Origin of the sequence: Streptomyces solicavernae (genome assembly GCF_029968095.1) — a bacterium.
GTDB classification, from domain to species: Bacteria; Actinomycetota; Actinomycetes; order Streptomycetales; family Streptomycetaceae; genus Streptomyces; species Streptomyces solicavernae.
The window spans coordinates 267,646-280,406 of sequence record NZ_JASCIR010000004.1; the positions used below are offsets into that span (position 1 = coordinate 267,646).

Consider the following 12,761-nt stretch of genomic DNA (forward strand, 5'->3'; position numbering starts at 1 on the left):
TTGGTGTCAGAGTGCTCCCTGTAGAGCCCGATGTCGGATATGTATCGGGTGAGTGTTCTTTGCCGGGCTGTTCCCGATGAAGATCTACTGAACATCCAGGGAGCAGCTCAGTGGCAGCACTTGCTCGGTGGTGCGTCAAGCGCCGCCTCGTAGCCGTACTGCTGTGGCTGTTCGTCCTCGTCGGCGTCGGCGCCGCCGCGTCCTTCGCCGGAACCGCGTACTCCAACGACTACGACGTCCCCGGCACCGAGTCGGGCCGCGCCACCGAGCTCCTGGAGTCCGGCTTCCCCGACCTCGCGGGGGACAGCAACACCGTCGTCTGGCACACGGACGAGGGCACCGTGGACGCGGCCGGCGTCCAGCAGACGATGACCCGGACCCTCGACGAGATCGCGCGACTGCCCGGCGTCGCCTCCGTCGTCAGCCCGTACCACGCCGACGGCGCCGGGCAGATCAGCCGCGACGGGCACACCGCGTACGCCACCGTGACCTTCGACGGGCCCCTCCACGAGGTCGAGCCAGGACAGGCCCAGGCGGTCGTCGACACCGCGCGTGCGGTCGATTCCGGTGACCTGAAGGTGGCGCTCGGCGGGGGCGCCGTCGGCCTCACCGAGGCGCCAGGCGGGCACCTCGCGGAGGCCGTGGGCGTCGCCGTCGCCGCCGTCGTGCTGCTCATCGCGTTCGGATCGCTCGCCGCGAGCCTGCTGCCGATAGCGACAGCCCTGGTCAGCGTCGGCATCGCGTACGCGGGCACCGTGCTGCTCGGCCACGTCATGACGGTCGCCGACTTCGCGCCGATGCTGGGCCTGCTCATCGGCCTCGGCGTCGGCATCGACTACGCGCTGTTCATCGTGACCAGGCACCGCCGCGGCCTCAAACGCGGCCTCTCCGTCGCCGAGGCCGCGCAGAACGCCGTCGCCACCACAGGGCGCGCGGTCGCCTTCGCGGGCGCCACCGTGTGCATCGCCCTGCTCGGCATGCTCATCCTGCGCCTCAACTTCCTCAACGGCGTCGCGATCGCGGCCTCGCTCACGGTCGTGCTGACCGTGGCCGCTTCCGTGACACTGCTGCCCGCACTGCTGTCCTTCATCGGCACGCGCGCGTTGTCCCGCCGCGAGCGCCGCGCCCTCGCCGAGCACGGGCCGCAGCCCGAACTGCCGACCGGGCTCGCCGCCCGCTGGTCCGCGTTCGTCGAGAAGCACCCGAAGCTGCTGGGCGCCCTCGCGCTCGTCGTGATCGCCGTCCTCGCCCTGCCCACGCTCTCCCTCCGCCTCGGCACCTCCGACCAGGGCAACAACCCGGTCTCCTCGACGACCCGGCAGGCGTACGACCTGCTCGCGGGCGACCCCGCCACGGGCGGCGGGAACGGTTCCGGAGATTCCGGTTCCGTGGGTTCCGGTTCTGTGGGTTCCGGTTCCGGGGGTTCCGGTTCCGTGGGTTCCGGTTTCGGGCCCGGCGTGAACGGTCCGCTCACCCTGGTCGCGGAGATCCACGACGCCGAGGACAAGGTCGCCCTGGACCAGCTGCCCGCCACGCTGCGCGGCACCGAGGGCGTCACGACGGTCACCCCGGTGACGTACGACGAGCGCGGCGAGGTCGGCTTCCTCACCGTCGTACCGGACTCCGCGCCGCAGTCCGAGGCCACCAGCGACCTCGTCGACCGGCTGCGCGGCGAGGTGCTGCCAAAGGCGCGGGCCGAGTCGGGCGCCGCGCTCGACGTCCATGTGGGCGGCGTCACGGCGGGTTACGACGACTTCGCCGACGTCATCGTCGGCAAGCTGCCGCTCTTCGTGGGCGTGGTGATCGGGCTCGGCTGTCTGCTGCTCCTGCTCGCGTTCCGGTCCGTCGGTATCCCGCTGAAGGCCGCCGCGATGAACGTGGCCGCGGTCGCCGGGGCCTTCGGCGTGGTCGTCGCGGTCTTCCAGTGGGGCTGGGGCAGCGAGCTCCTCGGGCTCGGCCGGGCCGGGCCGATCGAGCCGTTCCTCCCGGTGATCATGGTCTCGGTGCTCTTCGGGCTCTCCATGGACTACCAGGTGTTCCTGGTCAGCCGGATGTACGAGGAGTGGCTGGAGACCGGCGACAACCGGCGCGCGGTCCGGGTCGGGCTCGCCGAGACCAGCCGGGTGATCAACTCCGCCGCCGTGATCATGATTTCGGTCTTCCTGGCCTTCGTGCTCAGCGGCGACCGGGTCATCGCGATGTTCGGCATCGCCCTCGCGGCGGCCGTCGCGCTCGACGCGTTCGTGCTGCGCACGCTGCTCGTACCGGCCCTCATGCACCTGCTCGGCGGCGCCAACTGGTGGCTGCCGCGCCGGCTCGACCGCTGGCTCCCGCGTATCAGCATCGAGCCGCCGGAGTGCGGTACGGCGGCGGCCATACCGGCACCACGCGCGGAGGCCGAGGACGGCGCTCCGGCGCGTTAAGAAACCTCTCAGACGCGGCACCTAGCGTGCGCGAAATGAGCACAGAGACGAAGACAGCGGCAGCGGCGACGCCGGGAGACACGGCGACGGACGCGGCTGGGGAAAAGTCGGTGGACACGTCGGTGGACACGTCGGTGGACGCCAAGGAAGTAGCAGAGGCCGAGCCGGACGCGGCCGACGCAGCCCACGCGGCCGACGGAGCCGTACCGTCCGACGAGCCCGAGACCGACCTGGACGACGACTCCACCGACCCCGCACCGCAGGACCCGTCCTACGGCGTCGGCCAGGGCGCCGCGGCCGTGGTCGCCGCCGGGCTCGGTGTCGTGTCCCTGACCGGCAGCTGGGTCGGCACGGTGGCCGCCGCCCGCTCCAACCTCGTCGGCCAGCTGGAGACGGCCCGGACCGCCGGAGTCGCCGACCAGATCCAGGCCCTGTACGGCGACCAGTGGCACCTCACCGCGTTGATCGGCGGCGCCTTCGCGCTGCTCGCGGTGGTGATCGGGGTCGGCGTGCTCGCGCGTCCCGCGTTCGGCCGGCCCGGCCGGGTGCAGGCGCCGTGGATCAAGTCGGTGGCCTGGGCGGGGGTTGGCCTCGGTGTGGTCGGACTGCTGCTGGCCGTCGCCAAGTACACGGACCTGATCCTCGGCCTCCCGTCCGCGCCCTGAGCCCTCGCCAAGCCGCCGTGACGGCGCCCCCTGCTTCACTACTTCACCTCAAGGCGCAGCACCCGGTCGTCGCCCTCCTCCGGTTCGCCCCGGGTGTCCGTCTCGCTCGTCACCAGCCACAGCTTCGCCCCGCCCGCCGCGACGACCGTGCGCAGCCGCCCGTACTTCTCCGTCAGGAACGCCTGCGGGGCCGCCGCGGTCTTCGTGCCGTCGAGGGGGATGCGCCAGAGGCGTTCGCCCCTCAGGCCCGCCATCCAGATCGAGCCCTCGGCCCAGGCGATGCCGCTGGGGGAGGCCACGTCGGTCCGCCACTGGGTGACCGGGTTCACGTACGCCGGGTCCTCGCCCTTGCCCTCGACCTCGGGCCAGCCGTAGTTCCCGCCGGGCTTGATCAGGTTCAGCTCGTCCCAGGTGTCCTGCCCGAACTCGGCCGCCCACAGCCGCTGTTGCCCGTCCCAGGCGAGTCCCTGCACATTGCGGTGGCCGTACGAGTACACCAGCGAGTCGGCCTCCGGGTTGCCCGGCGCCGGGCGGCCGTCCGGTGTCATCCGAAGGATCTTGCCGCCGAGGGACTCCTTGTCCTGCGCGAGGCCGGTGTCGCCGGTCTCGCCCGTGCCCGCGTACAGCATCTTGTCCGGGCCGAAGGCGATCCGGCCGCCGTTGTGGATCGAGCCCTTCGGGATGCCCCGCAGCACGGTGTCGGGGGCGCCCAGCTGCTCGCCGGCGGGCTTCTTCTCGTCGTACAGCATGCGGGCGATGCGGTTGTCGGAGGCGGTGGTGAAGTACGCGTACACCAGGTGGTCCGAGGCGTGGTCGGGCGAGAGCGCGAGGCCCATCAGGCCGCCCTCGCCGCCGGGGGCGACGCCGGGTACGGAGCCCACCTCGGTCTTCTCGCCGGTCTTGCCGTCGATGCGGGTGATCGTGCCCTCGTCCCGCGACGACACGAGCAGGTCGCCGCCCGGCAGCTCCGCGAGACCCCACGGGGACTTCAGGTTCTCGGTGAGCGTGCCGACGACCTTCACCTCGCCCTTGTCGGGCGGTACGGAGTCGTCGGCGGCCCCGCTCGACGGGGCGGAGGGCGAGGAGGTGCCGCCGGGGCTCGCCTCCGGGCCGTCGCCCGACCCGTCCGCGCCGCCGGAACACCCGGCCAGGAGCAGGGCGGAGAGGGCCAACGCGGCTGCCGCAGCTGGTCGTTGCACGGCGGGCATCCCTTCGACGGTGACTGCTTCACCTGTTCATACACCGCAGCAGCCGCCGGAGTTCCCCGCAACAGGAATCACGTACGGCGACCGCCGCAGCCCGACCCGTGAGCGCCGCGCCTGACCGGCCCCGGCTCACCGCCCCCACCCTGCACGCCACCGCACGCCCCCTCGCACGCCATCGCGCGCCCCCCGGCGCCCCTGCTCCCACGACTCCGGCGCCCCTACTCCCACGAGTCCGCCGCCACCGGCAGTGCCGCCAGTTCGGTCAGGTCGCGGACCGTCAGGCGCAGCTCGGCCGCCGCCGCGTTCTCCGTCGCCCACCGCGCGTGCTTCGTGCCCGGCACCGGCACCACCTGCGGACCGCGCGTGAGCAGCCAGGACAGTGCCACCTGGGCCGGGGTGACCTCCGGGCCGTGGCGCTCGGCGATGCGGCGCAGGCCCACCACGATCGACTGGTTCGACGCCATCGTCTCGGCCGTGAACCGGGGGTGCCGGGCCCGCAGATCGTCCGGTTCGAAGCCCTGCCCCGGCGTCAGCGTGCCGGTCAGGAAGCCGTTGCCCAGCGGCATCGCCGCGAGCAGCCCGACCCCGCGCGCCGCGCACCACGGCAGCAGCGTCTCCAGCGCCTCCGGCGACCACACCGACAGCTCGGCCTGGACCGCGCTCACCGGGAAGACCTGCTGGACCCGCTCCAACTGCCGGATCGTTCCTTCGTACAGCGCCGCCCCCGGCCCGCGCCCCCGCGAGCCCCTCCGGCGGCCGGCGGCGGCCGTGTTCCGCTGCGCGCTTCGTTGCGCCCGCGCGCCCACCGCGCACAGTCCGAGGGTGCGCACCTTGCCCGCCGCGACGAGCTCCGCCATCGCGCCCCAGGTCTCCTCGACCGGCACCTCGGGGTCGGCGCGGTGGAGTTGGTAGAGGTCGATGACGTCGGTCTGCAGGCGGCGCAGCGAGGCGTCGCAGGCCCGCTTCACATAGCCGGGCCGCCCGTTGGCCACGATGTGCTGCTCGCCCACGAGGAGCCCGCACTTGGTCGACACGAACGCGTCCGCGCGGCGCTCCTTCAGCACCCGGCCGACGAGCAGCTCGTTGGTGAACGGCCCGTACATGTCCGCCGTGTCGAGGAGTCTCACACCGGCGTCGAGGGCGGCGTGCACCGTACGCAGGGACTCGTCCCCGCGCTGCTGCGAGCCGGTGTAGGCCCAGCTCATCGGCATGCAGCCGAGGCCGACCGCGCCCACATCGAGCGCCCCCGCGCCGATCGTCCTGCGCTCCACCTGCCCGTTCCTCCCCACGTTGCGAACCGCGCCCCAAACTAACGTCTGCGCCACCGAGCACCGCGCTCAGCCCGCCCCCGACCACCCCGGAACCGCCCACCACGCGCGCGTGCCACCGGCCCCGAAAACCCCCACCACGCGCGCGTACCGCATGCCGAACACGGCATCCGCCCGTCAGAAGACGGAAGTTAGCCTCCTCGCATGAGCGCACGCACCGCACGCATGGCAGACGCCGGACAGACGGCAGACACGGCACGCACCGCACGAGACGTATGGATCCCCTTCGCGCCCGACGCGGTTCCCGGGCTGCCGGACGGCTTCGAGTACCGGGTCTGGGACGGCGAGGACGCCTTCCCGGCCGACCCCGCGGACTGCGCCTTCTACGTCGTGCCGTACATGAAGCCCGCGGAGGTCTGCGTCCGGCCGCTGCCCGCGATGAGCTCGGTCCAGGTCGTGCAGACCCTCACCGCGGGCATGGACCACGTCCTGCCCGCCGTCGGGGACCTGGGGCCCGGCGTGCGGCTGTGCAACGCGCGCGGGGTGCACGAGGCCTCCACCGCGGAGCTGGCCCTCGCCCTGATCCTGGCGTCGCTGCGCGGCATCCCCGGCTTCGTCGAGGGGCAGCGCAAGGAGGAGTGGCGCTCCGGCTTCTACCCGGCCCTGGCCGACAAGTCGGTGCTCATCGTGGGCTACGGGTCCATCGGCGCCGCCGTCGAGGACCGGCTCGCCCCCTTCGAGTGCGCGCGGGTCGTGCGCGTCGCGCGCTCCGCCCGCACCACGGAGCGCGGCCCCGTGCACCCGTTCGCCGAACTGCCCGCCCTGCTCCCGGACGCCGACGTCGTGATCCTCTGCACGCCCCTCACCGAGGTGACGAAGGGGCTCGTGGACGCGAAGTTCCTGGCCGGGATGCGGGACGGCGCTCTCCTGGTGAACGTCGCGCGCGGTCCGGTCGTCGACACCCAGGCCCTCCTGGCCGAACTGGAGAGCGGCCGGATCGGTGCGGCGCTCGACGTCACCGACCCGGAACCGCTGCCCGCCGGGCACCCCCTGTGGCATGCTCCGAACCTTCTGGTGAGCCCGCACGTCGGCGGCAGCAGCTCGGCCTTCCTGCCGCGCGCCAAGCGGCTGCTCGCAGCGCAGTTGAACCGGTTCGCCGACGGTGACCCCGTGGACAACGTCGTACACACCACGAAATAAACGCCTCAACTGGGCCATTCCTGAAGGATGTTGCGCACGCTCCGCCATCGCCCGCGTGCGCCCCGTGCTTGCATCTCCGCTACCCGTCACGGAGCGTAGAGAGACTATGTCCCTGAGTGACGAGACTGGTGTATCGTCCCGACAGGGGCTGCGTCGGACCGAGTTCGGCGCCGGGGAGACAGCAGAGGGACGAGGGGGGCGACGGCGATGCACGGCCGATGGACGAACACTCCGACGCGACAGGGCCGCAGGCGGCGACCGCCGCGCGTTCCGCTGCCCGCGTGCGACCGCAGGGCGCACCGCGGCGCAGCGCACCGCACCAGAACTCCGTACGCCCGGACGCTGCGCGGCAGGACCGCGTCGGCCGGGGACGCGAAGGCCCGGTGGCCCCGCCCGAGGTGGGTGGCCCGGTGACCGCGCCGGGAGCGTGGCAGGCCCGCCTCCTCGACCCGCGCCGCAGCCAGTTGAACCAGCTGCTGTTCGCGGGCGTCTGCGCGGCGTACGCGGCGGGCGCCGCCCTCGGCTGGGGCTCTGCCGAACTCTCGTACATCATGGGGGACTTCGGGCTCAGCGCCGCCGCCGCGGTGGCCGCCATATCGTGCTTCGTCTACGCGCGCGGCAAGCGCAGCCGGCTCAGGCCCGCGTGGCTGCTCTTCGGCCTCTCCTCCGCGATGGCCGCCCTCGGCAACGCCGTCTGGGGCTGGTACGAGGTGGTGCTCGGCCGGCCCGTGCCGAACCCGAGCCTCGCCGACCTGTTCTTCCTGTGCTTCGCGCCGCCCGCCATCGTCGGGCTGCTCGTGCTCGCCAAACGGCCCGTCACGCGCGCCGGCTGGGTCTGCCTCGGCCTCGACGCCTGGCTGATCGGCGGCTCGCTCCTGACCCTCGCGTGGAGCCTGGCCCTCGCGCACACCGCGGAGTTCGGCGACCTCAGCGTCGCGCACACCGCGCTGGCGCTCGCGTACCCGCTGCTCGACATCGCGCTCGTCAGCATGGTCCTCGCGCTGCACTTCCGGCGCTCCGCGTCCAACCGCTCGGCGGTCAACACCGCGATCGCCGCGATAGCCCTGACGGTGATGTGCGACGCGCTGTTCATGTCCCCGCTGCTGCGGGAGAACTACCGCTCGGGCCAGATCCTCGACGCCGGCTGGTTCGCGGGCTCCCTGCTGCTCGCGTACGCCCCCTGGGTCGCCGCCCGCGAGCCGGCCGAGGCGGAGCCCGCCGGAGCCCACGCGGGGGCCCACGCCGGGGCCGGAGGCGCGGCGGACGCGACCGGGCTTCGCCGCACCGCCGGGCGCGGACCGCGGCCGATCGCGGGCTCGCTCGCCGCGCTCACCCCGTATCTGGCCGCCGCCGTCTGCACCGTCGGCATCCTCTACAACACCCTGGACGGCCGCAGCGTCGACCGCGTCGTGCTCTTCACGGCCTGCACGGTCGTGCTCGCCCTGGTCGTGCGCCAGGCGATCATGCTGCTCGACAACATCACGCTCACCCAGGAACTCGCCCAGAAGGAGAACCACTTCCGCTCCCTGGTGCAGGGCTCCAGCGACGTCATCATGATCGCCGCCCCGAACGGCATCCTGCGGTACGTCAGCCCGGCCGCCGCCGGAGTCTGGGGGCGGGACGCGGACGAACTGGTCGGCTCCGAGCTCGCGTCCCTGATCCACCCCGCCGACCTCGGCCGCGTCGTCCACGAGATCCGCCGCTTCCTCGCCGTACGACCGCAGGACGAGCCGACCACGCGCATCGAGTGCCGCTTCCGCTCCGGCAGCGGCACCTGGCTGAACGTGGAGTCGACCGTCAACCGCCACCACGGCGGCCTCATCTTCAACAGCCGTGACGTGACCGAACGGGTGCGCCTGCAGGCCCAGTTGCAGCACAACGCCGAGCACGACCCGCTCACCGACCTGCCCAACCGCGCCCTGTTCACCAAGCGCGTCGCGGGCGCCCTCGGCGGCAGACGCATCGGGGACCGCGGCACCGCCGTGCTCTTCATCGACCTCGACGGCTTCAAGGGCGTCAACGACACCATCGGCCACCAGGCGGGCGACGAACTCCTCGTCCAGGCCGCCCGCAGACTGGCCGAATCCGTGCGCTCCGGGGACACCGCGGCCCGCCTCGGCGGCGACGAGTTCGCGGCGCTCATCGTCGGCGACGGCACCCGCGACCGCGCCGCCCGCGAACGGCACATCCACGAGCTCGCCGACCGCCTCCGGCTCAGACTCTCCGAGCCGTACACCATCGACGGCCGGGACGTGCGCGTGGCCGCCTCCATCGGCGTCTCCTTCGCCGAACCCGGCGTCACCGCGGGCGAGTTGCTGCGCAACGCCGACCTCGCGATGTACCGCGCCAAGGCCGCGGGCAAGGGCCGCGTCGTCCTGTACGCACCGCAGATGCAGGCCGAGGTGGTCCGCAGGGCGGAGCTCGCCACGCGCCTGCGCAGCGCGCTGCACGAGGGCGAGTTCGTGCTCCTGCACCAGCCGGTGGTGTCCCTCGACGCCGGAGGCGTCACCGCCGTCGCCGCGCAGGCCCGATGGCGCTCCGCCCAGGGCCTCCTGTTCACCCCCGCCGAGTTCCTGCGCGTCGCCGACGACCACGACCGCGCGGCCGAGCTGGGCCGCTGGCTCCTGGAGGAGGCCGTCGAGCAGGCCGCCGAGCGCGGCCGCGCCGGGCACGCCGTCCCCGTGACCGTCCGGATGAGCGGCAAGGGCCTCCTCGACCGCTCCCTGCCCCTCGGCTCCATCGAGGCGCTCCTGACGCGTTACGGGCTGCCCTCCGGCGCCCTCGTCATCGAGCTGGCCGACAGCGACCCCCGCACGCCCCTCGACGAGCTGGAGCGGCGCCTGGCCGCGCTGCGCCGCCTCGGCGTCCGCATCGCCCTGGACGGCCTGGGCACCGGCCACGCCGCGATCAACGCGCTGCGCCGCCTCCCCGTGGACGTACTGAAACTGGACCGCTCCCTGATCGAGGGGGTGGTGGAATCGGCCAGGCTCCACAAGATCACCAGCGGCCTGCTCCGCATCGCGGGCGACCTCGGCCTGCAGTCGGTGGCCGACGGCGTGGACCTCCCCGAGCAGGTCGTCGCCCTGCGGGAGATGGGCTGTACGCACGGGCAGGGCATGGCCTTCTCCGGCCCGGTCGAGGAACCGCGGCTGCGCCGGGCGCTCGCAGGCGGCGTCTACCCCGTGCCGCAGACCGAGCCGGTCTTCGTGGGCGGCGCCGTGATCGGCGGCGCCAGGGGCGGTACCAGAGACACCCGGCTGCGCTCACATAATGAGACCGCTGTCCCACCCACTTGACAGTCCCCGGGGGTCAGGGGGAAGGTCAGTGCCATGCGCACCCGAATTCTCGTACTTGGAAAGCGCGTCGGCTGAAGCTGAGACTGCGGACCCCGCAGAGATCTCAGCGCGAACGGCACCGACGCGCTCCCCTCGCTTGCCTCTGGCACGAGGGGTTTTTTGTTGCACTGGCACCTCACAAACCCTCACAAAACACCCTCTTAGCTCCGAGAAGAGAAGCCGATGACCGAGCAGGCCACCGGGTCCCATCCGCAGCCGCGGCCCCGACCCTCTGGACAGCAGACCGCCCCCGCCGAGCAGCTGACGGGTGCGCAGTCCCTCATTCGTTCTCTTGAGGAAGTCGGGGCCGAGACGGTATTCGGCATCCCGGGCGGCGCGATCATGCCGGCGTACGACCCGCTGATGGACTCCGCCAAGGTCCGGCACATCCTGGTCCGCCACGAGCAGGGCGCGGGTCACGCGGCCACCGGGTACGCGCAGGCCACCGGGAAGGTCGGCGTCTGCATGGCGACCTCGGGCCCCGGCGCCACCAACCTCGTCACCCCGATCGCCGACGCGCACATGGACTCCGTCCCGCTCGTCGCGATCACCGGCCAGGTCGCCTCCAAGGCCATCGGCACGGACGCCTTCCAGGAGGCGGACATCGTCGGCATCACCATGCCGATCACCAAGCACAACTTCCTGGTCACCAGGGCCGAGGACATCCCGAAGACGATCGCGGAGGCCTTCCACATCGCCTCCACCGGCCGTCCGGGCCCGGTCCTGGTGGACATCGCCAAGGACGCGCTGCAGGTGAAGACCACGTTCAGCTGGCCGCCGCAGACCGACCTGCCGGGCTACCGGCCGGTGACCAAGCCGCACGCCAAGCAGATCCGCGAGGCGGCCAAGCTGATCACCCAGGCCAAGCGGCCCGTCCTCTACGTCGGCGGCGGTGTGCTCAAGGCGCACGCCACCGCCGAGCTGAAGGTCCTCGCAGAACTCACCCGGGCGCCCGTCACCACCACACTGATGGCGCTCGGCGCGTTCCCCGACAGTCACGAGCTGCACGTGGGAATGCCGGGCATGCACGGTGCGGTCACCGCCGTCACCGCGCTGCAGAAGGCCGACCTGATCGTCGCCCTCGGAGCCCGCTTCGACGACCGCGTCACCGGCAAGCTCGACTCCTTCGCCCCGTACGCGAAGATCGTGCACGCCGACATCGACCCCGCGGAGATCGGCAAGAACCGCGCCGCCGACGTGCCGATCGTCGGCGACGCCCGCGAGGTCATCGCCGACCTGGTCCAGGCCGTGCAGGCCGAGACCGCCGACGGAAACGCCGGCGAGGCCGCCAAGAACGGGTACGCCGCCTGGTGGGACCTGCTCAGCAAGTGGCGCGAGACCTACCCGCTCAGCTACGACCTGCCCGAGGACGGCAGCCTCGCCCCGCAGCAGGTCATCCAGCGGATCGGCCAACTCGCCCCGGAGGGCACGGTGTTCGCGGCCGGCGTCGGCCAGCACCAGATGTGGGCCGCGCACTTCATCGACTACGAGAAGCCCGCGACCTGGCTCAACTCCGGCGGCGCCGGAACCATGGGCTACGCGGTCCCCGCCGCCATGGGCGCCAAGGCCGGCAAGCCCGAGGCCCCGGTCTGGGCGATCGACGGCGACGGCTGCTTCCAGATGACCAACCAGGAACTGACCACCTGCGCCCTGAACAACATCCCGATCAAGGTCGCCGTCATCAACAACGGCGCCCTGGGCATGGTCCGCCAGTGGCAGAACCTGTTCTACGACGGCCGCTACTCCAACACCGTCCTGCACGCCGACGACACCGGCCACGAGAACACCGGCTCCCAGGTCGGCGCCAGCAAGGCCGCCCGCAAGGGCACCCGCGTCCCGGACTTCGTGAAGCTGTCCGAGGCCATGGGCTGTGTCGCGCTGCGCTGCGAGGACCCTGCCGACCTCGACAAGGTCATCGCCGAGGCCAACGCCATCAACGACCGCCCCGTCGTCGTCGACTTCATCGTCCACGAGGACGCCCAGGTCTGGCCGATGGTCGCCGCCGGCACCTCCAACGACGAGGTCATGGCCGCCCGGGGCGTCCGCCCCGACTTCGGCGACATGGCAGACGACTGAGAACCGAGAGAGACGAAGGAACAGACACCATGTCCAAGCACACGCTCTCCGTTCTCGTCGAGAACACCCCCGGCATCCTCGCCCGGATCGCCGCCCTGTTCTCGCGCCGCGGCTTCAACATCGACTCGCTCGCCGTCGGTGTCACCGAGCACCCCGACATCTCCCGCATCACCATCGTGGTGAACGTCGAGGACCTGCCCCTCGAACAGGTCACCAAGCAGCTGAACAAGCTCGTCAACGTCCTGAAGATCGTCGAGCTGGAGCCCGGCCAGGCCGTCCAGCGCGAACTCGTCCTCGCCAAGGTCCGCGCCGACAACGAGACCCGCTCGCAGATCATCGAGATCGTCCAGCTGTTCCGCGCCAAGACCGTGGACGTCTCGCCCGAGGCCGTCACCATCGAGGCCACCGGGTCCAGCGACAAGCTGGAGGCGATGCTCAAGATGCTGGAGCCCTTCGGCATCAAGGAGCTCGTCCAGTCCGGCACGATCGCCATCGGCCGCGGCTCGCGCTCCATCACGGACCGCTCGCTGCGCGCCCTCGACCGCTCCGCCTGAGCGGCGCCCGCATACCGAGACCGTCAGACTTCCCT

8 protein-coding genes are annotated in these 12,761 nt (G+C 72.1%); 6 read left to right on the forward strand and 2 right to left on the reverse strand.

What is annotated here, in order from left to right; translation table 11 throughout:
* The first annotated feature begins 110 nt into the window (after positions 1 to 110).
* Together QIS99_RS07890 and QIS99_RS07895 are read left to right on the forward strand one after the other, a co-directional pair.
* Positions 111 to 2,423: an MMPL family transporter gene (locus tag QIS99_RS07890; RefSeq protein ID WP_282511827.1), complete on the forward strand. Its 2,313-nt coding sequence runs from the start codon at positions 111 to 113 to the stop codon at positions 2,421 to 2,423.
* A gap of 35 nt (positions 2,424 to 2,458) precedes the next feature.
* Positions 2,459 to 3,088: a hypothetical protein gene (locus tag QIS99_RS07895; protein ID WP_282511829.1), complete on the forward strand. Its 630-nt coding sequence runs from the start codon at positions 2,459 to 2,461 to the stop codon at positions 3,086 to 3,088.
* A gap of 38 nt (positions 3,089 to 3,126) precedes the next feature.
* Here QIS99_RS07895 and QIS99_RS07900 read toward each other — a convergent pair whose 3' ends face one another.
* Entirely contained in the window at positions 3,127 to 4,296 is a 1,170-nt protein-coding gene (locus QIS99_RS07900; RefSeq protein WP_282511831.1) for a PQQ-dependent sugar dehydrogenase, read from the reverse strand.
* A 215-nt stretch (positions 4,297 to 4,511) separates the two neighbouring features.
* Positions 4,512 to 5,564 (reverse strand): aldo/keto reductase, encoded by a 1,053-nt coding sequence (locus QIS99_RS07905; RefSeq protein ID WP_282511833.1) that lies wholly within the window; start codon positions 5,562 to 5,564, stop codon positions 4,512 to 4,514.
* Between the two features lie 222 nt (positions 5,565 to 5,786).
* Between QIS99_RS07905 and QIS99_RS07910 the strand changes: the two genes are divergently transcribed.
* The 4 genes from QIS99_RS07910 (at position 5,787) to ilvN (ending at position 12,726) form a co-directional block, all read left to right on the forward strand.
* The gene (locus tag QIS99_RS07910) at positions 5,787 to 6,761 is read left to right on the forward strand and encodes a 2-hydroxyacid dehydrogenase (protein WP_282511986.1); all 975 of its coding nucleotides are present in this window, start codon (positions 5,787 to 5,789) and stop codon (positions 6,759 to 6,761) included.
* A 218-nt stretch (positions 6,762 to 6,979) separates the two neighbouring features.
* A complete protein-coding gene (locus QIS99_RS07915; RefSeq protein WP_282511835.1) occupies positions 6,980 to 10,057 on the forward strand; it encodes a putative bifunctional diguanylate cyclase/phosphodiesterase in 3,078 nt (1,025 codons plus the stop codon).
* Positions 10,058 to 10,279: 222 nt separating this feature from the next.
* A complete protein-coding gene (locus QIS99_RS07920; RefSeq protein WP_282511837.1) occupies positions 10,280 to 12,172 on the forward strand; it encodes an acetolactate synthase large subunit in 1,893 nt (630 codons plus the stop codon).
* Positions 12,173 to 12,201: 29 nt separating this feature from the next.
* Entirely contained in the window at positions 12,202 to 12,726 is a 525-nt protein-coding gene (gene ilvN / locus QIS99_RS07925) for an acetolactate synthase small subunit (protein WP_282511838.1), read from the forward strand.
* The last annotated feature ends 35 nt before the right edge of the window (positions 12,727 to 12,761 follow it).

Bases quoted from the DNA above. Each gene is read 5' to 3' on its own strand.
- QIS99_RS07900 (WP_282511831.1), bottom strand. From the start codon at position 4,296: ATGCCCGCCGTGCAACGACCAGCTGCGGCAGCCGCGTTGGCCCTCTCC.
- QIS99_RS07920 (WP_282511837.1), top strand. From the start codon at position 10,280: ATGACCGAGCAGGCCACCGGGTCCCATCCGCAGCCGCGGCCCCGACCC.
- QIS99_RS07895 (WP_282511829.1), top strand. From the start codon at position 2,459: ATGAGCACAGAGACGAAGACAGCGGCAGCGGCGACGCCGGGAGACACG.
- ilvN (WP_282511838.1), top strand. From the start codon at position 12,202: ATGTCCAAGCACACGCTCTCCGTTCTCGTCGAGAACACCCCCGGCATC.
- QIS99_RS07910 (WP_282511986.1), top strand. From the start codon at position 5,787: ATGGCAGACGCCGGACAGACGGCAGACACGGCACGCACCGCACGAGAC.
- QIS99_RS07915 (WP_282511835.1), top strand. From the start codon at position 6,980: ATGGACGAACACTCCGACGCGACAGGGCCGCAGGCGGCGACCGCCGCG.